Below are 21,422 nucleotides of genomic sequence, written 5' to 3'. Positions count from 1 at the left end.
CGACGCTGTCCCTTTCCCGCCGGGGCCGCTGCCCCGGATCGCGCTTCGCGTCAGAGTGCCACCGATCGTGCCGCGCCGTGCGGCGTTCCGCCAAGATATGTCCCCATCTGTCGCCCGAAGCGGTGAACTCTGGTGCGCGGGAACGCCCTTGACCCATCCGCCACCCCAGCCCCATCACCCCCGCGGGACGCCGGGCGCGGTCCTCAGGATCGTCTCCACCGCGCGCTCGATCTGCGCGTCCGTCAGATCCGCGCGTGCCGTGAGCCGCAGTCGCGAGATGCCGTCGGGGACGGACGGGGGCCGGAAGCAGCCGACCCCGAGGCCCTGCTCACGGCAGTCCGCCGCCCAGCGCAGCGCCGCCTCGGGCGAGGGCGCCCGCACCGACACGACGGCCGCGTCGGGCCGGGCCGCCACGAGGCCGGCGTCGGTGAGCCGCGTGTACAGCGTGGAGGCGACGGTACGGGCCCGCCCGGCCAGGCCCGGCTCTGCCACGAGCAGGCGCAGGCTCGCGAGCGCGCCGCCCGCCGCGGCCGGGGCGAGCCCGGTGTCGAAGATGAAGGTACGGGCCGCGTTGACCAGGTGCTCGATCACCCGGGCCGGACCGAGGACGGCACCGCCCTGGCTGCCGAGGGACTTGGACAGGGTCAGCGTGGCCACGACGTCCTCGTCGCCCGCGAGCCCGGCTTCGTGCAGGGCGCCCCGGCCCCCGTCGCCGAGGACGCCGAGGCCGTGGGCGTCGTCCACGACGAGCCCGGCGCCGTGCGCGCGACAGGCCGCGGCGAGCTCCGGCAGCGGGGCCTTGTCGCCGTCGACCGAGAAGACGGAGTCGCTCACGACCAGGGCCCGCCGCCCCGGATGCGCGTCGAGGGTCTTGGCGACGGCCTCGGGGTCGGTGTGCGGGACGACGGCCGTCTCGGCGCGCGCGAGCCGGCAGCCGTCGACGATCGAGGCGTGGTTGGAGGCGTCGGAGACGATCAGGGAGTCCCGGCCGCCGAGCGCCGTCAGCGCGGCCAGGTTGGCGGTGTAGCCGGAGGAGAAGACGAGAGCCGCCTCGAAGCCGCAGAACTCGGCGAGTTCGCGCTCCAGACGGGTGTGCAGCCGGGTGGTGCCGGTGACGAGCCGCGAGCCGGTGGAGCCCGCGCCCCAGCGCCCGGCGGCCTCGGCCGCCGCAGCGGTGACCTCCGCGCGTCGGGTGAGGCCGAGGTAGTCGTTGCTCGCCAGGTCGAGCAGGTCCGACTCCGCCTCCCGGGGGCGCAGCGTCCGCACGAGGCCGGCCTCCGTCCGGCGGCGCGCCTCGGCGTCGGTCCAGTCGAACGCGGTACGGCTCGGGCCCGCGGCCCGGGCGTCGTCGGCCTGTGGCATGAGGCGATCCTTTTGTAGGCAGCGCACAGACCCTAACCGGAGGGTGCCGAGGTCGGGATGTGGTCATCCACACACCTCCAACGGAGGCGTTTGTTCGGATCCTCCTTGGCCCGGGGGTGGGCGGTAGGCAAGGATCAGCCCTTATGGACCTGCTGAACACGCTGGTGGAGAAGGGGCTGCGGCGCGAGCTGCCGACCCGTGAAGAAGCGCTCGCCGTCCTGGCGACCTCCGACGACGAACTGCTCGATGTGGTGGCGGCGGCCGGCAAGGTGCGCCGTCAGTGGTTCGGGCGCCGGGTGAAGCTCAACTACCTCGTCAACCTGAAGTCGGGGCTCTGTCCCGAGGACTGCTCGTACTGCTCCCAGCGACTCGGCTCCAAGGCCGAGATCCTCAAGTACACCTGGCTGAAGCCGGACGAGGCGTCCCAGGCCGCCGCGGCGGGTGTCGCGGGCGGGGCCAAGCGGGTCTGTCTGGTGGCGAGCGGGCGCGGTCCGACGGACCGGGACGTGGAGCGGGTCGGCAAGACCATCGAGGCCATCAAGGAGCAGAACGAGGGCGTCGAGGTGTGTGCCTGCCTGGGTCTGCTCTCGGACGGCCAGGCGGAGCGGCTGCGGGACGCCGGCGCCGACGCGTACAACCACAACCTCAACACCTCCGAGGCGACGTACGGGGGGATCACCAAGACCCACACCTACGCGGACCGCGTGGACACCGTGCAGAAGGCGCACGCCGCCGGTCTCTCGGCCTGCTCGGGTCTGATCGCGGGCATGGGCGAGACGGACGAGGACCTCGTCGACGTCGTGTACGCGCTGCGCGAGCTGGACTCGGACTCGGTGCCGGTCAACTTCCTCATCCCGTTCGAGGGAACCCCGCTCGCCAAGGAGTGGAACCTGACCCCGCAGCGCTGTCTGCGGATCCTCGCGATGGTGCGGTTCGTCTGCCCCGACGTCGAGGTCCGGATCGCGGGCGGCCGCGAGGTGCACCTGCGCTCGATGCAGCCGCTGGCCCTGAACATCGCGAACTCGATCTTCCTCGGTGACTACCTGACCAGCGAGGGCCAGGCCGGGCAGGCCGACCTGGACATGATCGCGGACGCGGGCTTCGAGGTGGAGGGCGCGGGGACGACGACGCTGCCGAAGCACCGTGCCGACGCGCTCGCGGCGGCCGGTGCGGCGGGCGGCGGCTGCGGTTCCTCCGCGTCGGCGGGCTGCGGCTCTGCCGAGGACGCGGCGGCGGAGGGCGCGGGCTGCGGCTCGCACGCCGAGGCCGGTGGCGGCTGCGGTCCCTGCGGCGGACACGCGGTGCCCGCACCCGCGGAGGCGGAGGCCGAGGGCGCCCCGAACCAGGCGCGCACCGACCTGGTCGCCGTGCGCCGCCGCGGCGCCGGCACGGACCTCGCACCGAACGCGTGACGCCGGTGCGCAACGACGAACTCGTCTCCCTCGACCGGGCGCACGTCTGGCACCCGTACGGCCCCATGCCGGGGCGTACGGACCCGCTGGTCGTCGAGTCCGCTTCCGGTGTACGTCTCCGGCTCGCCGAACCCGCCGAGGGACACGCCGAGTTGATCGACGGCATGTCGTCCTGGTGGTCGGCGATCCACGGCTACAACCACCCCGTGCTCAACGAGGCGGTGCGCGGCCAGCTGGAGCGGATGAGCCACGTCATGTTCGGCGGGCTCACCCACGAGCCGGCGGTGCGGCTCGCCGCCCGGCTCGTCGAGATCACCCCCGGGCCGCTGCGGCACGTCTTCCTCAGCGACTCCGGCTCCGTGTCCGTCGAGGTCGCGGTCAAGATGTGCCTGCAGTACTGGCGCTCCCTGGGCCGCCCCGAGAAGCGGCGGCTGCTCACCTGGCGCGGCGGCTACCACGGGGACACCTGGCAGCCGATGTCCGTGTGCGACCCCGAGGGCGGGATGCACGAGCTGTGGACGGGGGTGCTCCAGCGGCAGGTGTTCGTGGACGCCCCTCCGGCCGGCTACGAGGAGTCGTACGCCGAGCTGCTGCGGACCGAGATCGGGAAGCACGCGCACGAACTGGCCGCGGTCGTCGTGGAGCCGGTGGTGCAGGGCGCGGGCGGCATGCGCTTCCACGACCCGGCGTATCTGCGGGTGCTCCGTGAGGCGTGCGACGCGCACGACGTGCTGCTCGTCCTCGACGAGATCGCCACCGGCTTCGGGCGGACGGGCACGCTGTTCGCCGCCGACCAGGTGGGGATCTCCCCCGATGTGATGTGCGTGGGCAAGGCGCTGACCGGCGGTTATCTGTCGATGGCGGCGACGCTCTGCACGAGCCGGGTCGCCGACGGGATCTCGCGCGGCGACGTGCCGGTGCTCGCGCACGGGCCGACGTTCATGGGCAACCCGCTGGCGTCCGCGGTGGCGCTGGCCTCGATCGACCTGCTCCTCTCGCAGGACTGGGAGGTCGAGGTCAAGCGGATCGAGGCCGGACTGCGGGAGGGACTCGCCCCGGCGGCCGACCTCCCCGGTGTGCGCGAGGTGCGGGTGCTCGGCGCCATCGGCGTCGTCCAGCTCGACCACCCGGTCGACATGGAGGCCGCGAGCCGCGCGGCGGTCCGGGAGGGCGTGTGGCTGCGCCCGTTCCGGGACCTGATCTACACGATGCCGCCGTACGTGACCGGCGACGAGGACCTGGCCCGGATCTGCGCCGCCGTGCGCGCGGCGGCGGCAGCGGGCTGAACGGAAGAAGGGGACAGCGGTGGGAATCGTCGTCGTCAGCGGTACGGGCACGGAGATCGGCAAGACGGTCGTGACCGCGGCGGTGGCCGCCGTGGCCACCGCCGCCGGCCGGTCGGTGGCCGTCCTGAAGCCCGCGCAGACGGGCGTCGGGCCGGCGGAGCGCGGGGACGCGGACGAGGTCGTCCGGCTCTCGGGCGCCGCGGGCTCCATGGAGCTGGGCCGTTTCCCGGAGCCGCTGGCTCCGGGTACGGCGGCCCGGCGGGCTGGGCTCGCCCCCGTCGGGCCCCGGGAGGTCGCCGAGGCCGCCCGGAAGCTGGCGGCCGAGCACGACCTGGTGCTCGTGGAGGGGGCGGGCGGGCTGCTCGTGCGCTTCGACGAGGAGGGCGGCACGCTCGCGGACGCGGCGGCGCTGCTGGGCGCACCGGTCCTGGTGGTGGTCCCGGCCGGTCTGGGGACGCTCAACTCGACGACCCTGACCGGCGAGGCGCTCCGGGCGCGCGGGATCGAGCAGCTGGGTGTCGTGGTCGGCAGCTGGCCCGCCGAGCCGGACCTGGCGGCGCGGTGCAACCTGGCGGACCTGCCGGAGGCGGCGGGCGCGCCGCTCCTCGGAGCCGTGCCGGAGGGGTCGGGGGCGCTCGACCCGGCGGAGTTCCGGGCGGCGGCGGGAGGTTGGCTGGGGCCCGCCCTGGGCGGGAGCTGGGACGCGGAGGCGTTCGGGGAGGGGTTCGCCGCCGCTTTCGAGCAGCACCCGGGGGCCTCGACTCCGTAGGCTGGAGGCATGCGTGCTTCCGTGCAGGAAATCGTGTTCGACTGTGCCGATCCGGCCGCGCTCGTCCGCTTCTGGGCGGAACTCCTCGGGGGCGAGCCGGTCGACCGGAGCGGCGACTGGTCGTACGTGGACCCGCCGGGGTTCGTACGGCTCGCCTTCCAGCGGGTGCCGGAGGGCAAGTCGGTGAAGAACCGGGTCCACCTCGACCTGGAGGTGGCGGACCTGGAGCGGGCCGCCGACGAGGCGCTGCCCCTGGGTGCGGCCCGGGTCGGCGACCTGGTGACGGACGAGCAGGGTTCCTTCCAGGTCATGCGGGACCCCGGGGGCAACGAGTTCTGCTTCGTGAGCGGCTGAGGTGGTGCGTGTGCTGCCGCCGAGGTCGTTCCGCACGACGTTCCCATGACGCTGCTGAGGTGGTTCGCATGACGCCGCCGCGACCGGGCCGGGCGGGATCTCCGTCGCCCCGGGTCCACCATCCGCTGTTCGCCCGCTTCTACGCCCGTTTCAGCGTGTCCGCCGACACCAGGGCCGGGCTCGGCGACCTGCGCGGGGAGCTGCTCGCCGGGCTCTCCGGCCGGGTCCTGGAGATCGGGGCGGGGAACGGGCTGAACTTCGCGCACTATCCGGCCGGGGTCTCCGAGGTGGTGGCCGTCGAACCGGAGGCCCGGCTGCGCCGGCTCGCCCAGGAGAGCGCGCGGCGGGCCGCCGTACCGGTGACCGTGCTGCCGGACACGGCCGAGGCGCTGCCGCTGGAGGACGCCTCCTTCGACGCGGCGGTGGCCTCGCTCGTCCTGTGCACGGTACGGAACGTGCCGCAGGTCCTCGCGGAGCTGCACCGGGTCCTGCGCCCCGGCGGTGAGCTGCGGTTCTTCGAGCACGGCGTGGCGGACACGCCCGGTCTCGCGCGCGTGCAGCGAGGGCTGGACCGGACGGTCTGGCCGCTGCTCTTCGGCGGCTGCCACACCTCCCGCGCCCCGCTGGCGGCCATGGAGGCGGCCGGCTTCGTCCTCGGGCCGTACCGCTCCTTCGACGTCCCGGAGAAGGGGCCGCGGCTGCCGTCGTCGCCGTGTGTGCTGGGAGTGGCCCGGCGGTAGCGCGCGACCCTGCCCGCTGCTCAGCCACGCGGCGTCCGTCGTCCGGAACTCCGTGGCACCGGCACGGCGACGCGTGGTGGGATCGGGCCATGATCGATCTTCGGATACGTGCCGCCACCCGTGACGACGCCGGGGCGGTCCTGGCCTTCTGGAGCGAGTCCGCCGAGGGGACGTCCGTCTCGGACGACCTGGCGGGCGTGACCCGGCTCGTCGAGCGTGACCCCGAGGCGCTCGTCCTCGCCGAGGCCGACGGCGTGATCGTGGGGTCCGTGATCGCGGGCTGGGACGGCTGGCGGGCTTCTCTCTACCGGCTCGCGGTGCTGCCCTCGTACCGTCGGCGGGGCGTCTCCACCGCTCTCCTCCGCGCCGCCGAGGAACGTTTCCTCACCCTCGGCGGACGGCGGGTCGACGCCATGGTCCTGGTGGCGAACGAGACCGGGCAGCTGGCGTGGACGGCCGCCGGGTACGAGCGCCAGGAACAGTGGCGCCGGTGGGTGAAGCCGCTCACGGAATGACCTCGCGCCGCGCGGGTAGAGCGCGGGGATGAGCGACGCCGGACCGAGCAAGGGGCCGGGCGCCCGGGGCGATCATCCCGGCGCTTTGCCCGTCCTTTACCATGGTTGCTCATCCCGACGACCGAAAGGTGTGAGCGTCCGCCCATGGGCGAGCCTCCCAGTAGCACTGGTTCCGACAGCACCCGCTTCGACGACCGACATCGAGCGATCCTCCCCGCCCTGGCCGATCATGGGACGGAGGTGAACCGATGACCGAAGTGCTTCTGCTCCTCCTCGCGCTCCTCCTCTCCGTCGCGTGCGGCGCCTTCGTCGCGGCCGAGTTCTCGCTGACCACGGTCGAGCGCGGCGAGCTCGAGGCGGCCGCGGACCGCGGCGAGCGCGGGGCGGCCGGTGCGCTCAAGGCCGTCAGGTCGCTGACGTTCCAGCTCTCCGGCGCCCAGCTGGGCATCACCGTCACCAACCTGGTGGTCGGCATGCTCGCCGAGCCCTCCATCGCCGCGCTCATCCGCGGTCCGGCCGAGGCCGTCGGCCTCTCCCCCACGGTCGCCTCGTCCGTGGCCCTCGTCCTGGGCACCGCGCTGTCGACCGTCGTCCTGATGGTGGTCGGCGAGCTGGTCCCCAAGAACTGGGCGATCTCCTCGCCGCTCGCCGTCGCCAAGGTGGTGGCCACCCCGCAGCGGGTCTTCACCGCCGCGTTCAAGCCGCTGATCAGTCACCTCAACAACACCGCGAACCGGATCCTGCGCCGTCTGGGCATGGAGCCCACCGAGGAGCTGGCGTCCGCGCGCTCCCCGCAGGAGCTCGTGGCGCTCGCCCGGCACTCCGCGAAGGAGGGCGCCCTGGAGGCGGACACGGCCGAGCTGTTCGTCCGTACGCTCAACCTGGGTGAGCTGACCGCCGAGAACGTGATGACGCCCCGGGTCCAGGTCACCGCCCTCGAGGTGCAGGCCACCGCCGAGGACGTCGCCAACGCCACGCGCGCGACCGGCCTCTCCCGCTTCCCCGTCTACCGGGGCAGCCTCGACTCGGTCGTCGGCATCGCCCACATCAAGGACGTCCTCGCCATACCGGCCGAGGAGCGCCCGCGCCGCGGGATCGGCGAGATGCTCCGCGAACCGCTCCTCGTCCCCGAGACGCTCACCGTGGACCGGCTGCTCGACCGGCTGGCCGGGAAGCAGACGATGGCGGTCGTCATCGACGAGTACGGCGGCACGGCCGGCGTCGCCACCCTGGAGGACATCGTCGAGGAGGTCGTCGGCGAGGTCCGCGACGAGCACGACCCGCACGAGACGCCCGACCTGGCCCGCGCCGGCGCGGACGCGGACGGGCGCGAGCTGTGGTCCGCAGACGGCGCGGCCCGTACGGACCAGGTCGGGGCCATCGGCCTCCGGGTGCCGGACGGCCCGTACGAGACGCTCGCGGGCGTCGTCGCGACGGAGCTGGGCCGTATCCCCGCCGTCGGCGACAGCGTGGAGCTGGGCGGCTGGCGGCTCGACGTCGTGGACGCCTCGGGTCGCCGCGCCGCGCGCGTGCTGCTGCACGCGCCCGTGACCGACCACAGCGACGACGAGACCGGGGAGGCCGGCCGATGACCGCGATCCAGCTGTTGATCGGTCTGCTGACCCTGATCGTCAACGCCTTCTTCGTCGGCGCCGAGTTCGCCCTGATCTCGGTCCGCCGCAGCCAGATCGAACCGCTCGCGGAGTCCGGCGACCGGCGCGCGCGCAGCGTCATCTGGGGCCTGGAGCACGTCTCCGCGCTGCTCGCCGCGGCGCAGCTCGGCATCACGCTGTGCACCCTGGTGCTCGGCATCGTCGCCGAGCCCGCCATCGCGCACCTGCTGGAGCCGGTCTTCGACGCGGTCGGTGTGCCGCACGGTCTGGTCCACCCGATCTCGTTCGTGATCGCGCTGAGCGTGGCGACGTATCTGCACATGCTCCTCGGCGAGATGGTGCCGAAGAACATCGCGCTCGCCGAGCCGACGCGCACCGCGCTGCTGCTCGGTCCGCCGCTCGTGACGCTGGCGCGGGCGCTGCGGCCGGTGATCTTCGCCATCAACGCCTTCGCCAACGCGCTGCTCAAGCTGTTGCGGGTGGAGGTCAAGGACGAGGTCTCGGCGACGTTCTCGGACGACGAGCTGGCCCGGATGGTCACCGACGCGGGTGACGCCGGACTCCTGGACGACCGGGCCGCCGAGCGGCTGCACGACGCCCTGGAGCTGGGCCGGCGTCCCGTGCGGGATGTCGTGATGCCGGCGGAGAAGGTGGTGTACGCGCAGGTCGGGACCACTCCCGAGGAGCTGGAGGCGCTGTCGGCGCTGACGGGCTTCTCGCGCTTCCCCGTGGTCGACGCGGAGCGCCGGATCCTCGGCTATCTGCACGTCAAGGACGCCTTGGACGTCGTACCGCGCGATCTGCCGTTCCCGGTGTCCGCGCTGCGGCCGATCGCCCGGGTCCGGGCGGCCACGCCGCTGGACGACGTCCTGACCGCGATGCGCCGCAGCCGGACGCACCTGGCCGCGGTGCTCGACGAGGACGGCAAGCCCGCCGGCCTCGTGGCGATGGAGGACGTGCTGCGGGAGCTGGTGGGCCGCCCGGCGGCCCCGTAGCGGCTCGTCTGGCAGCGGTCGTCGTCGCGACGCGTACGTACGACAGGGAGGGCCCCGGGACGCGTCCCGGGGCCCTCCCGCGCGTCGGGCACCCCGCGCATACCGCGCGGTATGATCGCTCCGCCATGCAGATGAATGCCACGTACAACAGTTTCGTCGCCCTGGGCGACAGTTTCACCGAGGGGATGTCGGACCTGCGGCCCGACGGGACCTACCGCGGCTGGGCCGACGTCCTCGCGGACCGCCTCGCCGCCCGCGCCCCCGGTTTCCGCTACGCCAATCTCGCCGTCCGCGGCAAGCTCATCGGCCAGATCGTCGAGGAGCAGGTCGAGACGGCGGCCGCGATGAAGGCGGACGTCGTCACGCTCGTCGGCGGGCTCAACGACACCCTCCGTCCCAAGGTCGACATGGGCCGGGTGCGCGGCCTGCTCACCGAGGCCGTCGAGCGGCTCGCCCCCTCCTGCGGCCAGTTGGTCCTGATGCGCAGCCCCGGCCGCAACGGCCCGGTCATGGAGCGCTTCCGTCCCCGCATGGAGGAGCTCTTCACCCACATCGACGACCTGGCCGCACGGCACGGGGCCCTCGTCGTCGACCTGTACGGGGCCCCCTCGCTCGGCGACCCCCGACTGTGGGACGTGGACCGGCTCCATCTCACGGCCGACGGCCACCGGCGCGTCGCCGAGGCCGTGTGGCAGGCGCTCGGGCACCCGCCCGAGGAGGACTGGCGGGCGCCGCTCGCCCCGGCCCCCCTGCCCGGCTGGGCGAGCCGCCGGGCCGCCGACGCCCGCTTCGCCAGGGAGCACCTCGGCCCGTGGATCGGACGCAGGCTGACCGGCCGCTCGTCGGGCGACGGCCGCGCCCCGAAGCGCCCGGAGCTGCTCCCGTACGAGCCGCCGACCGGTCCGTAGCCGCCGCGGGCGGCCGGCGGACCCGGCGGAGCCGGGCGCCGCTCGGGTCCGCGTGAGCTGCGTCTCGTAGCAAGCTCCACATAGGGCCGTGGCGCTGGCCTGCAGAAACCGCCAGTAGAATCTGTCCACGTGACTGCTGTGACTGCGAAGCCCCGCATCCCCAACGTTCTGGCCGGCCGCTACGCCTCCGCGGAGCTCGCCGTCCTCTGGTCCCCCGAGCAGAAGGTGAAGCTGGAGCGTCAGCTGTGGCTCGCCGTCCTGCGTGCGCAGAAGGACCTCGGGATCGAGGTTCCCGAGGCGGCGCTCGCCGACTACGAGCGCGTCCTCGACCAGGTCGACCTCGGTTCCATCGCCGAGCGCGAGAAGGTCACCCGCCACGACGTGAAGGCCCGCATCGAGGAGTTCAACGCCCTCGCCGGCCACGAGCACGTCCACAAGGGCATGACCTCGCGCGACCTCACCGAGAACGTCGAGCAGCTGCAGATCCGGCTCTCCCTGGAGCTGATGCGGGACCGTACGGTCGCCGTCCTCGGCCGTCTCGGCAAGCTCTCCGCCGAGTACGCCGAGCTGGTCATGGCGGGCCGCTCGCACAACGTGGCCGCCCAGGCGACGACCCTCGGCAAGCGCTTCGCCACGGCCGCCGACGAGCTGCTCGTCGCCTACGGCCGCCTGGAGGAGCTGATCGCCCGCTACCCGCTGCGCGGCATCAAGGGCCCGGTCGGCACCGCGCAGGACATGCTGGACCTCCTCGGCGGCGACGCCGGCAAGCTCGCCGACCTGGAGCAGCGGATCGCCGGTCACCTCGGCTTCGCGCAGGCGTTCACCTCGGTCGGCCAGGTCTACCCGCGCTCGCTCGACTACGACGTGGTGACCTCGCTGGTGCAGCTGGCGGCGGCCCCCTCGTCGATCGCCAAGACGATCCGCCTGATGGCGGGCCACGAGCTGGTCACCGAGGGCTTCAAGCCCGGCCAGGTCGGCTCCTCGGCGATGCCGCACAAGATGAACACCCGCTCCTGCGAGCGCGTCAACGGCCTGATGGTCATCCTGCGCGGCTACGCGTCGATGACCGGCGAGCTGGCCGGCGACCAGTGGAACGAGGGCGACGTGTCCTGCTCCGTGGTCCGCCGGGTCGCCCTGCCCGACGCGTTCTTCGCGCTCGACGGTCTCCTGGAGACCTTCCTCACCGTGCTCGACGAGTTCGGCGCCTTCCCGGCCGTCGTCGCCCGTGAGCTCGACCGCTACCTGCCGTTCCTGGCGACCACCAAGGTCCTCATGGGCGCGGTGCGCGCCGGCGTGGGCCGCGAGGTCGCCCACGAGGCGATCAAGGAGAACGCCGTCGCCTCCGCCCTCGCCATGCGCGAGCAGGGCGCCGAGCGCAACGAGCTGCTCGACAAGCTCGCCGCCGACGAGCGCATCCCGCTGGACCGGGCGCAGCTCGACGAGCTGATGGCGGACAAGCTGTCCTTCACCGGCGCCGCCGCCGACCAGGTCGCCTCCGTGGTCTCGCGGATCGAGGAGATCCTCAAGCAGCACCCGGAGGCCGCCGCCTACACGCCCGGAGCGATCCTCTGACCCGGTTCACCCCGGAGCAGCTGGAGGCCGCCCGCGACCGCGTCGTTCCCGATGTGGTGGCGGGCGGCCTCTCCGTGCTGTTCTGCGGGATCAACCCGGGTCTGGTGTCGGCGGCGACGGGCCACCACTTCGCCCGCCCGGGCAACCGGTTCTGGCCGGTGCTCCACCTGTCCGGGTTCACGCCGAGGCAGCTGCGGCCGGACGAGGAGAGGGAACTCCTCACGTACGGTCTCGGGATCACGAACGTGGTGGCGCGGGCGAGTGCGCGGGCCGACGAGCTGAGCCGCGAGGAGTACCGCGAGGGCGGGCGGCTCCTCGTCGAGAAGGTGGAGCGGCTCGCGCCGCGCTGGCTCGCGGTCGTCGGTGTCACGGCGTACCGCACGGCGTTCGGTGAGCCGAAGGCCGCGATCGGGCCGCAGGAGCGTCTGATCGGCTCCACCCGGGTGTGGGCGCTGCCCAATCCGAGCGGTCTGAACGCGCACTGGACGGCGGCGACGATGGCCGAGGAGTACGCCCGTCTCCGCGAGGCGGCCGACCGCGGGTAGCTCCTCCCGGCCGTCAGGGCAGGTCCACCTCGGTGATCACGGCGAGGAGCTGGAACGGCAGCTCCTTGTCCCACTGGGAGACGCCGACGCCTATCCACCGCCCGTCCGCCCGCCACAGCGTCAGACGCGGGGTGTGGCAGCTGAGGGTGGACCACGGCTCCGGCACCTCCTCGCCCTCCATGCTCCGCTCGAGCACGGACCACAGGCTCAGCTCCTCCGGCGGGCCCCAGCGGGCGGTGAGCAGGACGGCGAGCCCGTCCCGCTCCGCCTCGTACTGCTCCTCGACGAGCACGCGGCGCGTGCCGTCGTCCTCCCAGAACTCCTCGCTCGTGGCGAGCTCCCCCACGTGGAAGCCCGGACCGCTGTCGACGGAGCCGGAACGCTCCGGTCGCGCGGGGAAGGCGCGGGAGCGGAGTAAGTCGATCGTCGCCAGGTGCCGTGCCGTGGTCATGGCTCCAGTAAAGCGGCCGCCACTGACAGTTGGCGTTCCGTCAGAGCCGGGGCGCGAGCGGCGGCGGCCCCCCGCCCGGGGCGGCGCTCGCCGCCGCCGGGCCCATTGAGTACCATCCGCCCGAAGAGGTGCACGAGCTGGAAGGACACACTGTGGGGCGGCTGACCGGCGGGGATCCGTCTCTGCTGCGGCGGATCAACTCCGCGGTGGTACTCCATGCGCTGCGCGGCGCGGACGCGCCCACGCTCACCGATCTGACCCGGATCACGGGCCTCTCGCGGCCCACGGTCGAGGGCGTCGTCGAAGGGCTCATGGAAGGGGGTCTCGTCGTCGAGGCGGCCCCCGAGGAGGGGGAGGCCCGACGGCAGGGGCGTCCGGCGCGGAGGTTCCGGTTCCGCGCGGAGGCCGGTCATCTGCTCGGCATCGAGATCGGCCCGCACCGGGTGGCCGCGCTGCTCTCCGGTCTGGACGGGCGGATCATCGGCGCCGGATCCCGCGAGGTGTCGGAGACGGCGCCCGAGGACGAGCGTCTCGACCGGGTGCGTACGGTCGTCGCGGACGTGCTGCGCAGAGCCGGGGTCGCCCGGTCCAATCTGCGGGCCGTCGGCGTCGGCACCCCCGGGATCGTGGAGGCCGACGGCACCGTCCGCCTCGGTACGGCCCTGCCCGGCTGGACGGGACTTGCGCTCGGCGAGCGCCTGCGGCGCTCCTTCCGGTGCCCGGTGATCGTGGAGAACGACGCCAACGCGGCGGCCGTCGCCGAGCACTGGAAGGGTGCCGCGACCGACTCCGACGACATCGTCTTCGTCCTCGCCGGGCTGAGCCCGGGGGCCGGATCGCTGATCGGCGGACGGCTGCACCGCGGTTTCGGCGGCGCGGCCGGGGAGATCGGCGCCCTGCACCTCCTGGGCCGCGGCGTCACCCCCGAGCATCTGCTCTCGACCACGGACGAGCCGCTGCACCCGCTGGACGAGCAGGCGGTCGCGAAGGTCTTCGCGCTGGCCCGCGAGGGCGACGCGCGCGCCGAGGCGGCGGTGGAGCGGTTCATCCAGCGGCTCGTGCACGACGTGGCGGCGCTCGTGCTCGCGATCGACCCCGAACTGGTGGTCGTCGGCGGCTGGGCGGCCGGCCTGGACGGGGTGCTGCAGCCGCTCCGGGACGAGCTGGCGCGGTTCTGCCTGCGGCCCCCGCGGGTGGTGCTGTCCCTGCTCGGCGAGGCGGCGGTGGGCACGGGCGCGCTGCGGCTCGCCCTCGACCACGTCGAGGAACAGCTGTTCGCGGTCGACGGCACGGTGACGGCGCGGCGCTAGGCCGTGTCCGGAGAGTCCCACCTGGCGCGCGTCTGCCCGGTGGGCCGGGTTCGGGTACGCCTCGACCGGTGACGGCCCGCCTGGCGCGACCTGCCCGGTGGCAGCGCCCACGGGGCCTGCCCTCGGCCGGGTGGCGGCACGGTGACGGCCCGTCGCCGGACGGGTGTCCTGCGGCGGGCCGGTGGCGCGGGGCGTGGTGCTGCTGCGGGCGTGGGCCCTACGAGGCCATGACCAGGTCGCCGGAGTCGCCGAAGGTCAGACGGCAGGTGTCGGCACGGTACGTGGCCACGGAGACGGCGGCGGTACGCCCTCCGGAGAGGTATCGGGTCGTCACGACGAGCACGGGCGCGCCCGGCAGCCGGTCGAGCTCCTTGGCGTCGTCGGCGCGGGCCGAGCCGAGCTCCACGGAGCGGTCCTGGCCGTCGAGGGCGAGGTGCTGCAGTTCCCGCAGCACCGCGCGGGCGCGGGCGGGGCCCGCGGGCGCGTCGATGGCGCTGAGCCCCGGGACGGAGCCGGCGGGCACGTACAGCAGCTCGGCGGCGACGGGCTGGCCCTGGCTGATGCGGAGCCTGCGGACGACGTGCACCCGGTCCTCGGCGCTGCTCTCCAGGACGCGCGCGACGGCGGCGGGGGCCACGTCGGAGGCGGAGTCCAGGGGCTGCCAGGCCTCGTCACCGACGCCCGGCCAGGTGTGCTGGGTGGTGGAGACGTCGACGCCTACGCGCGGCGGCGCGACCGTGGTGCCGACGCCGCGGCGGCGCTGCAGTCGGCCTTCCAGCTCCAGCTGCTCCAGGGCCTGGCGGAGCGTGGCACGGGCGACGCCGAAGCGGGCCGCGAGCTCGCGCTCGTTCGGGAGGATCTCCCCGACCGCGAAGTCCGAGTCGAGCGCCTCGCCGATCACTGTCTTGAGGTGCTGGTACTTCGGCTCCGGTACCGATGCCAGCTGCGTGGTCCCCACCCTGATCCTCCGCAATTCGCCGTGTCCCGCGGCGTTTCCGCGCCCTTGTTTATTAAAGGTTCCTGCACTAACTCTGCGACCATAAGGCGAGCCACCCCCTTGGTCAAGACCAATCCTCTGCCGAACGCCCCCGAATGTGACCCTCTGACCTAGATCGTTCACAGGACGTTCGCGCGCTCGTGAGCCCCGCGCAGCACAAGGCCCCGCCCTCCCGGAGGGGAGGGCGGGGCCTCGGCGCCGTGCGGCTCAGCGTCCGTCGGGATCGGCGAAGCGACGGAGCTTGTCGGGGTTGCGAATGATGTAGACGCACTGGACACGCCCGTCGCGCGCCTCGATCTGCACCAGGGTGTCGGGCCGTCCCCCGTCGAGGACGAGGACGGCGGGACCGCCGTTGACCTCGACGACGCGCAACTCGTGCGTCGCGTCCGCCCCCTGGGACGTGGCGGCGAGGAAGCGTCCGACCTTGTCGGAACCCTCGATGATCCGCCGCGGCGTCCTGGCCTTGCCGCCGCTGTCGCCGACGAGGCGCACGTCCGGGGCGAGCAGGGCGAGGAGATCACCGAGATCGCCGCCCGAGGCCGCGGCGAGGAAACGTTCGGTCAGGTCCCGGCGCTCGGTCGGGTCGACGTCGTAGCGCGGCTTGCCCTCGTCGACGTGGCGTCGCGCGCGCCCGGCGAGCTGGCGCACGGCCGCCTCGGAGCGGTCGAGGGCGGCGGCGATCTCCCCGTACGGGAAGCCGAAGGCCTCCCGCAGCACGAAGACGGCCCTCTCCAGCGGCGAGAGGGACTCGAGGACGACGAGGACGGCGAGGGAGACGGAGTCGGCGAGCAGGGCACGCTCGGCGGTGTCGGGGGCGGCCGGGCCGAAGTCGGTGACGACGGGCTCGGGCAGCCACGGGCCGACATAGGCCTCACGACGGGCCTGGGCCTGCCGGAGCCGGTCGATGGCGAGCCTCGTCGTGATCCGGACGAGGAAGGCACGGGGCTCGCGTACGGCCGCCCGGTCCTCGGCGGTCCAGCGCAGCCAGGCCTCCTGGACGACGTCCTCGGCGTCGGCGGCGCGGCCGAGCATCCGGTAGGCGACGCCGAGGAGCATCGGGCGGTGCTCCTCGAAGAGTTCGGTCAGGTTGTCGGTCGGAATGTCGATGGGCACGCCCCCATCCCAACCCACCGTCCCCGCCAAGTCCAGTTTCGAACAGGGGCTTGAACTCCGGGCTACTGATCGGTAATTCTCGTTGACAGGACGTCTGACAAGCTGCAGGACAGGGAGCCGCATGCCCGCACGGAGCACGTTCGCCATCGAGACCCCGGCGGGTCCCCGCACGGCATCCCTCACGTACGAACGCCGGGGCGTGGGTGAGCCGCTGCTGCTCCTGCACGGGATCGGACACCACTGGCAGGCGTGGGAACCCGTCCTGGACATCCTGGCCGCCGAGCGGGACGTGATCGCCGTCGACCTGCCGGGCTTCGGCACCTCCGACGAACTCCCCGAGGGCTGTACGTACGACCTGTCCACCGTCAGCCGCGTGCTCGGCGCCTTCTGCGCGGCCCTCGGCGTCGAACGCCCGCACGTGGCGGGGAACTCGCTCGGCGGACTGCTCGCCCTGGAACTCGGCCGGGAGAAGCGGGTGCGCTCGGTCACCGCGCTCTCCCCCGCGGGGTTCTGGTCGGAGGGCGAGCGGCGGTACGCCTTCGTGACGCTCCGGGCGATGCGGGGCGCCGCCCGGTCGATGCCCCTGCCGATGATCGAGCGCCTGTCCCGCACCCCCGCCGGGCGCACCGCCCTGGCCAGCAGCATCTACGCGCGCCCGGGACGCCGTTCACCCGAGGCCGTCTACGCCGAGACGCTCGCGCTGCGCGGGGCCACCGGCTTCCGGAGGACCCTGGAGGCCGGCGGGGCCGTGCGCTTCCGCGACGACGTGCCCGAGGTGCCCGTCACCGTCGCCTGGGGCACCCGCGACCGGCTGCTCCTTCCCCGCCAGGGCGTCCGCGCCAAGCACACCCTGCCCCGCGCGCGGCTCGTCCGGCTGCCCGGCTGCGGCCATGTGCCCATGAGCGACGACCCGGCTCTCGTCGCGCGCGTGGTCCTGGACGGCAGCCGCGGCTGAGGGCCGCCGGGACGAGCGGGTGAACAGGCCGGTGCCCACGGCGGCGCCGGCCCCGACGAGCAGACTGCCGACCGCCTGCGGGAGCCCGAAGGCGGCGTCGGCGACCAGCACGGCGCTCAGCGCGGCGGCGACCGGGATCGCGCCGGTGAAGAGGGTCGCCCGCTCCATGCCGACCCGCTGGACACCCATGTAGAAGAGGACGAAGCCGACCACCGTGGCCAGGACCGCCTGCCAGACCAGGGCGCCCGTCTCCACCGCCGTCGGCACGCGCACCCACGCGGCTCCGTCGACCAGGAGGCCCACGAGCGCCGCCTCCGCCGCGCCGAGCCCACAGACGGCGGCCGTCAGCAGCTTCGGGCCGAGCAGCCGGAGCACCGGGACGGCCAGGACCGTGAACCCCACCTCGCCCGCGAGCGCCGCCACCGACCAGCCGATCCCGGCGAGGTCCGTCCGCCCCCAGCCCTGCACGGTGAAGGCCCCGGCGGCGACGAGCAGCGCCCCGTACAGCACGGCGGGCGCGGGCCTGCGGCCCTCGGTCAGGGGGACCAGGACGGCGACGACGACGGGGGCGCAGCCGACCAGGACACCGGGGACGGCCGGCTCGGCCGTCCGCTCGGCGGCGAGGACCGCCAGGTTGAAGCCGACCATGCCCACGCCCGCGAGGGCGGCGAGCCGGAGCCAGTGACGAGCGGTCAGGGCGCGCAGGGGCGCGAGGCCGCCGCGGCCGAGCAGGGGGAGCAGGAGCAGACAGGCGGCTCCGTAGCGCAGTGCCTGGCCGCCCGCGTACGGGTACGCGCCGAGGAGGCTGTTCGCGGTGAAGGAGGCGCCGACGAGGGCGTAGGCGAGGGTCACCAGGAGGACCCCGCGGAGGGCGTTCGCGTTCATGACTCCGACGCTAGGAAGCCGCGCGGCCCCGGTTAAGGTCCACTTCTGACACGTCATCGGGGACCACTTGGGCCGGGCGGCCGGAACGGATGAACCAACTGGGACGGACGGACGGACCGGGACGGACCGACCGGGTCGGACGGATCGGGTGGGTCGTACTACGGGGGGCGCGCGGCATGAACGGCCACGACAGGGACGGCCACGACACGAGCGCCCCCGTCGTCGGCGGCCTCGGGGAGGGCGGCCACAGGCAGGGAAGCCACGGGCAGGCCGCCTGGGAGCTGCTCCTGCCGGCGGCCGGCGCCCCGGCGCGGCGGCGCGGGCGGGCCCTTCAGGAGGCGCTGCGCGAGGCGGTGCGGTCGGGGCGGCTCGTGGCCGGGACCCGGCTGCCGTCCACGCGGGCGCTCGCGGCCGACCTGGGCGTCTCGCGGGGCCTCGTCACCGAGGCGTACGAGCAGCTCACCGCCGAGGGGTACCTGCGCAGCGACCGGGGCGCGGGCACCTGGGTGGGCGGGGCGGCCAGGGCGGCCGTGCGCGGAGCGCGTGACCTGGCCCCGGGGGCGGCCCGGGTCCGGGTGGACTTCCGCCCCGGGACCCCCGACCTGTCGCTCTTCCCGAGGGCCGGGTGGGCGGCGGCCCAGCGTGCCGTCCTGGCGCGGCTCCCCCACCCGGCGCTCGGGTATCCGGATCCGCGCGGGCTGCCCGCACTGCGGGAGGCGCTGGCCGGGATGCTGACCCGGCGCCGGGGCGTGGTGGCCGATCCCGAGCGGCTGGTGGTGTGCTCGGGTGTGGCGCAGGCGTCGACGCTGCTCGGCTTCGTCCTGCGGGCGCGGGGGCTCGGCGCGGTCGGCATCGAGGATCCCGGTAGCCCGGAACACGGGCGGCTGTTCGCCTCCACCGGTCTGGACACGGTGTGGCTGCCGCTGGACGAGGAGGGGCTGCGGACCGGGCCGCTCACCGCCTCCGGCGTGCGGGCCGTGGTCGTGACGCCCTCGCACCAGTTCCCGTCCGGGATCAGCTGGTCGGCCGAGCGCCGCGGCGCACTCCTCGACTGGGCACGGGCGGTGGACGGATACGTCCTGGAGGACGACTACGACGGGGACTTCCGGTACGACCGGGCGCCCGTCGGCGCCCTGCAGGGGCTCGATCCGGAGCGGGTCGTCTACGCGGGCTCGGTCAGCAAGTCGCTCGCGCCCGGTCTGCGGCTCGGCTGGATGCTCGTCCCCGAGGGCCTGCTCGGGGAGGTCGTCGAGCGCAAGCGGACGATGGACCTCGGCAACCCCGTGCTCGATCAGGCGGTGCTCGCCGAGTTCGTGACGGGGGGCGGGTACGACCGTCAGCTGCGCCGCTGCCAACGCGCCTACCGGGAGCGGCGGGACGCCCTGCTCGCCGCGCTCGCGGAGTACCTTCCGGGCACACGGGTGAGCGGCATCGCGGCCGGACTGCACGTCATCGCGCGCGTACCGCCCGTTTTCGGGCCGCCGGAACGGTTCCTGGCGCGGGCGGCGGAGGCCGGGGTGGAGCTGCGGCCCCTGGAGGACTACGGCACCGCACGGCCCACCGACGGGGACGTCCGGCTCGTCATCGGGTACGCGCACCTGACGCCGTCCACCGTGAGGACCGGGATCCGCCTGGTGGCGGAGGCGGTACGCCGGGGCTGAGGCGGCGTTGCATACAGACGGGAGCCCGGGGCGTACACCGTACGGCGGGATCCGGCCGGTGCCGGGGCGTGCGCCGTGCGGGCGGGATCCGGCCGGTGGCGGGGCGTGCGCGGGATCCGGCGCGGGGCGGGCCCGATGATCTGTTCACGCGGGGTTCGTGTGGGCGCCGTCCCCGGCCGTTAGGCATGGGGCGACGCACCGCCCCCGCCCGGACACCGCCTCGGAGGCCCTTCCATGTCCCAGTCCGTCCCCGGATCGTCCCCCTCCCCCGCCCGCCGCAGCGTGCTGCGCGGCTCCCTCGCCGCCTCGGCGGCGCTCACCCTCGGCGGTACGTGGTCGGCCGCCCCGGCGTTCGCCCTGTCGGGCCGCCCCCGCGCCGAGTGGGGGGTGCAGACCGGCGACGTCACGACCTCCTCCGGTCTGGTGTGGGTGCGGTCGGACCGGCCGGCGCGGATGCTCGTCGAGACCTCCGCGAGCGAGTCGTTCCGGCGGGTGCGCCGGCACCACGGGCCGCTGATCGGCTCGGGCACGGACTTCACCGGCACCACCGCGCTGCGCGGTCTGCCGGCGGGCGAGCAGATCCACTACCGGGTCACGCTCGCCGACCCGGACGATCCGCGCCGCACGGGCGAGCCCCTGACCGGCACCTTCCGCACGGCCCCCGACCGGCGCCGGGACGGGGTGCGGTTCCTGTGGTCGGGTGACATCGCCGGGCAGGGCTGGGGCATCAACCCGGACATCGGCGGCTTCCGCGCGTACGAGGAGATGCGCCGTCTCGACCCGGACTTCTTCCTGTGCAGCGGGGACTCGGTCTACGCGGACGGGGTGATCCAGCCGAGCGTGCCCCTGCCCGACGGACGGATCTGGCGGAACGTCACGACACCGGAGAAGTCCAAGGTGGCGGAGACGCTCGACGAGTACCGGGGCAACTTCCGCTACAACCTGCTCGACCACAACGTCCGGGCCTTCAACGCGCAGGTGCCGTCGGTGGTGCAGTGGGACGACCACGAGGTGCGCAACAACTGGTACCCGGGCCAGATCCTGGACGACGCCCGCTACACGGAGAAGGACGTGGACGTCCTCGCCGCGCGGGCCCTGCGCGCCTTCGGCGAGTACACGCCGGTCTCCACCCTCCACGCGCGCGGTATGGGTCGCGAGCGCCGGATGCACCGCGTCGTGCGGTACGGTCCGCTGCTCGACGTGTTCGTGCTCGACATGCGCTCCCACCGGAACGCGAACTCCCCCGGCCGACAGGCCGACGACACCACCGGCATCCTCGGCGCCGAACAGCTGGCCTGGCTCAAGCGGGAGCTGGCCGCCTCGACCGCGGTGTGGAAGGTCCTCGCGGCGGACATGCCCCTCGGCCTGGTCGTACCGGACGGCGCGGCGAACTTCGAGGCGATCGCGCAGGGCGACCCGGGCGCGCCGCTGGGCCGTGAACTGCAGATCGCGGAGCTGCTGCGGTTCGTCAAGCACCGTCGGATCACCGGGACGCTGTGGCTGACGGCGGACGTGCACTACACCTCGGCGCAGCACTACGCGCCGGAGCGGGCGGCCTTCCAGGACTTCGCGCCCTTCTGGGAGTTCGTGTCCGGGCCTCTCGCGGCGGGCGGTTTCCCGGCGAACGCGCTGGACGCGACCTTCGGACCGGAGCGGGTGTTCGTCCGGGCGCCGGAGCGGGCCAACCTGTCGCCGATGGAGAGCCCGCAGTACTTCGGGGAGGTCGACATCGACGGTCACAGCGGTGAGCTGACGGTGCGCCTGCGGGCCGAGGGCGGGTCGGTGCTCTTCAGCAAGGTGCTGCGGCCCGGTCGCGTCGGGCAGTGACATCCGGGTGGAGCCGTGCGGTGTCCGGGCCCTGACGGCCGGGCGCGGTCGGCCGGGCCCGTGACGCCAGGTCAGGAGTGGTGCGGGAGGCTTCGGTCCGGTGATTGTCAGTGCCGGGTCCTACCGTCGTGGATGACGGGTCCCAGCCGGAG

General features: G+C 74.0%; 19 protein-coding genes. 15 read left to right on the top strand and 4 right to left on the bottom strand.

The window, feature by feature from the left end; all coding sequences use genetic code 11:
• Positions 1–174: 174 nt before the first annotated feature.
• Positions 175–1,362 carry an 8-amino-7-oxononanoate synthase gene (locus AMK29_RS23130; RefSeq protein ID WP_073816102.1) on the bottom strand — a complete coding sequence of 396 codons (1,188 nt, stop codon included), beginning with the start codon at positions 1,360–1,362 and terminating at the stop codon, positions 175–177.
• A 143-nt stretch (positions 1,363–1,505) separates the two neighbouring features.
• Between AMK29_RS23130 and bioB the strand changes: the two genes are divergently transcribed.
• The 11 genes from bioB (at position 1,506) to mug (ending at position 12,071) form a co-directional block, all read left to right on the top strand.
• Positions 1,506–2,774 (top strand): biotin synthase BioB, encoded by a 1,269-nt coding sequence (gene bioB / locus AMK29_RS23125; RefSeq protein WP_073816099.1) that lies wholly within the window; start codon positions 1,506–1,508, stop codon positions 2,772–2,774.
• 5 nt (positions 2,775–2,779) lie between these two features.
• Positions 2,780–4,060, top strand: a complete 1,281-nt coding sequence (locus AMK29_RS23120; protein ID WP_107422688.1) for an adenosylmethionine--8-amino-7-oxononanoate transaminase — start codon at positions 2,780–2,782, stop codon at positions 4,058–4,060.
• Positions 4,061–4,079: 19 nt separating this feature from the next.
• Positions 4,080–4,829: a dethiobiotin synthase gene (gene bioD / locus AMK29_RS23115; RefSeq protein ID WP_073816096.1), complete on the top strand. Its 750-nt coding sequence runs from the start codon at positions 4,080–4,082 to the stop codon at positions 4,827–4,829.
• A gap of 9 nt (positions 4,830–4,838) precedes the next feature.
• Positions 4,839–5,183 carry a VOC family protein gene (locus AMK29_RS23110; protein WP_073816093.1) on the top strand — a complete coding sequence of 115 codons (345 nt, stop codon included), beginning with the start codon at positions 4,839–4,841 and terminating at the stop codon, positions 5,181–5,183.
• A gap of 68 nt (positions 5,184–5,251) precedes the next feature.
• On the top strand, positions 5,252–5,923 hold the full coding sequence (locus AMK29_RS23105) for a class I SAM-dependent methyltransferase (RefSeq protein ID WP_073816091.1): 672 nt from the start codon (positions 5,252–5,254) through the stop codon (positions 5,921–5,923).
• Positions 5,924–6,012: 89 nt separating this feature from the next.
• A complete protein-coding gene (locus AMK29_RS23100) occupies positions 6,013–6,438 on the top strand; it encodes a GNAT family N-acetyltransferase (RefSeq protein WP_073816089.1) in 426 nt (141 codons plus the stop codon).
• A gap of 248 nt (positions 6,439–6,686) precedes the next feature.
• The gene (locus AMK29_RS23095; RefSeq protein ID WP_073816086.1) at positions 6,687–8,030 is read left to right on the top strand and encodes a hemolysin family protein; all 1,344 of its coding nucleotides are present in this window, start codon (positions 6,687–6,689) and stop codon (positions 8,028–8,030) included.
• Positions 8,027–9,046, top strand: coding sequence for a hemolysin family protein (locus AMK29_RS23090; protein ID WP_073816084.1), 1,020 nt, complete (start codon positions 8,027–8,029; stop codon positions 9,044–9,046). The genes AMK29_RS23095 and AMK29_RS23090 overlap by 4 nt, the downstream gene beginning before the upstream one ends.
• Before the next feature lie 125 nt (positions 9,047–9,171).
• On the top strand, positions 9,172–9,954 hold the full coding sequence (locus AMK29_RS23085; protein WP_073816082.1) for an SGNH/GDSL hydrolase family protein: 783 nt from the start codon (positions 9,172–9,174) through the stop codon (positions 9,952–9,954).
• 129 nt (positions 9,955–10,083) lie between these two features.
• Complete coding sequence (gene purB / locus AMK29_RS23080; RefSeq protein WP_198942322.1) at positions 10,084–11,526, top strand: adenylosuccinate lyase; 1,443 nt, start codon at positions 10,084–10,086, stop codon at positions 11,524–11,526.
• The gene (mug, locus tag AMK29_RS23075; RefSeq protein ID WP_073816077.1) at positions 11,523–12,071 is read left to right on the top strand and encodes a G/U mismatch-specific DNA glycosylase; all 549 of its coding nucleotides are present in this window, start codon (positions 11,523–11,525) and stop codon (positions 12,069–12,071) included. The genes purB and mug overlap by 4 nt, the downstream gene beginning before the upstream one ends.
• Positions 12,072–12,084: 13 nt before the next feature.
• On the opposite strand, the gene AMK29_RS23070 is transcribed toward mug, so the two are convergent.
• Positions 12,085–12,522, bottom strand: a complete 438-nt coding sequence (locus tag AMK29_RS23070) for a hypothetical protein (RefSeq protein WP_073816074.1) — start codon at positions 12,520–12,522, stop codon at positions 12,085–12,087.
• A gap of 152 nt (positions 12,523–12,674) precedes the next feature.
• On the opposite strand from AMK29_RS23070, the gene AMK29_RS23065 reads away from it, so the two are divergent.
• Positions 12,675–13,832: an ROK family transcriptional regulator gene (locus AMK29_RS23065; RefSeq protein WP_073816072.1), complete on the top strand. Its 1,158-nt coding sequence runs from the start codon at positions 12,675–12,677 to the stop codon at positions 13,830–13,832.
• 217 nt (positions 13,833–14,049) lie between these two features.
• Here AMK29_RS23065 and AMK29_RS23060 read toward each other — a convergent pair whose 3' ends face one another.
• Both AMK29_RS23060 and AMK29_RS23055 read right to left on the bottom strand, forming a co-directional pair.
• On the bottom strand, positions 14,050–14,790 hold the full coding sequence (locus AMK29_RS23060; protein ID WP_073816070.1) for a GntR family transcriptional regulator: 741 nt from the start codon (positions 14,788–14,790) through the stop codon (positions 14,050–14,052).
• 246 nt (positions 14,791–15,036) lie between these two features.
• The gene (locus AMK29_RS23055; protein ID WP_389536373.1) at positions 15,037–15,942 is read right to left on the bottom strand and encodes an RNA polymerase sigma-70 factor; all 906 of its coding nucleotides are present in this window, start codon (positions 15,940–15,942) and stop codon (positions 15,037–15,039) included.
• A gap of 121 nt (positions 15,943–16,063) precedes the next feature.
• Here AMK29_RS23055 and AMK29_RS23050 point away from each other — a divergent pair, with 121 nt between their 5' ends.
• From AMK29_RS23050 to AMK29_RS23035, 3 genes are all read left to right on the top strand, one after another.
• Positions 16,064–16,897, top strand: a complete 834-nt coding sequence (locus AMK29_RS23050; protein ID WP_079197077.1) for an alpha/beta fold hydrolase — start codon at positions 16,064–16,066, stop codon at positions 16,895–16,897.
• Between the two features lie 1,061 nt (positions 16,898–17,958).
• A complete protein-coding gene (pdxR, locus tag AMK29_RS23040) occupies positions 17,959–19,443 on the top strand; it encodes a MocR-like pyridoxine biosynthesis transcription factor PdxR (protein WP_073817140.1) in 1,485 nt (494 codons plus the stop codon).
• A gap of 234 nt (positions 19,444–19,677) precedes the next feature.
• Complete coding sequence (locus tag AMK29_RS23035; RefSeq protein ID WP_073816064.1) at positions 19,678–21,270, top strand: alkaline phosphatase D family protein; 1,593 nt, start codon at positions 19,678–19,680, stop codon at positions 21,268–21,270.
• Positions 21,271–21,422 lie beyond the last annotated feature (152 nt).

It is taken from the genome of Streptomyces sp. CB02261, from assembly GCF_001905665.1.
GTDB lineage: Bacteria > Actinomycetota > Actinomycetes > Streptomycetales > Streptomycetaceae > Streptomyces.
Note: the sequence above shows the minus strand (reverse complement) of the source record. Positions and strands in the feature narration are given on the sequence as shown.

Coding starts and splice junctions, on each gene's coding strand:
- AMK29_RS23090 (WP_073816084.1), top strand. CDS start 8,027: ATGACCGCGATCCAGCTGTTGATCGGTCTGCTGACCCTGATCGTCAAC.
- AMK29_RS23085 (WP_073816082.1), top strand. CDS start 9,172: ATGCAGATGAATGCCACGTACAACAGTTTCGTCGCCCTGGGCGACAGT.
- AMK29_RS23095 (WP_073816086.1), top strand. CDS start 6,687: ATGACCGAAGTGCTTCTGCTCCTCCTCGCGCTCCTCCTCTCCGTCGCG.
- AMK29_RS23110 (WP_073816093.1), top strand. CDS start 4,839: ATGCGTGCTTCCGTGCAGGAAATCGTGTTCGACTGTGCCGATCCGGCC.
- AMK29_RS23105 (WP_073816091.1), top strand. CDS start 5,252: ATGACGCCGCCGCGACCGGGCCGGGCGGGATCTCCGTCGCCCCGGGTC.
- AMK29_RS23050 (WP_079197077.1), top strand. CDS start 16,064: ATGCCCGCACGGAGCACGTTCGCCATCGAGACCCCGGCGGGTCCCCGC.
- AMK29_RS23035 (WP_073816064.1), top strand. CDS start 19,678: ATGTCCCAGTCCGTCCCCGGATCGTCCCCCTCCCCCGCCCGCCGCAGC.
- bioB (WP_073816099.1), top strand. CDS start 1,506: ATGGACCTGCTGAACACGCTGGTGGAGAAGGGGCTGCGGCGCGAGCTG.
- AMK29_RS23130 (WP_073816102.1), bottom strand. CDS start 1,362: ATGCCACAGGCCGACGACGCCCGGGCCGCGGGCCCGAGCCGTACCGCG.
- AMK29_RS23070 (WP_073816074.1), bottom strand. CDS start 12,522: ATGACCACGGCACGGCACCTGGCGACGATCGACTTACTCCGCTCCCGC.
- AMK29_RS23100 (WP_073816089.1), top strand. CDS start 6,013: ATGATCGATCTTCGGATACGTGCCGCCACCCGTGACGACGCCGGGGCG.
- pdxR (WP_073817140.1), top strand. CDS start 17,959: ATGAACGGCCACGACAGGGACGGCCACGACACGAGCGCCCCCGTCGTC.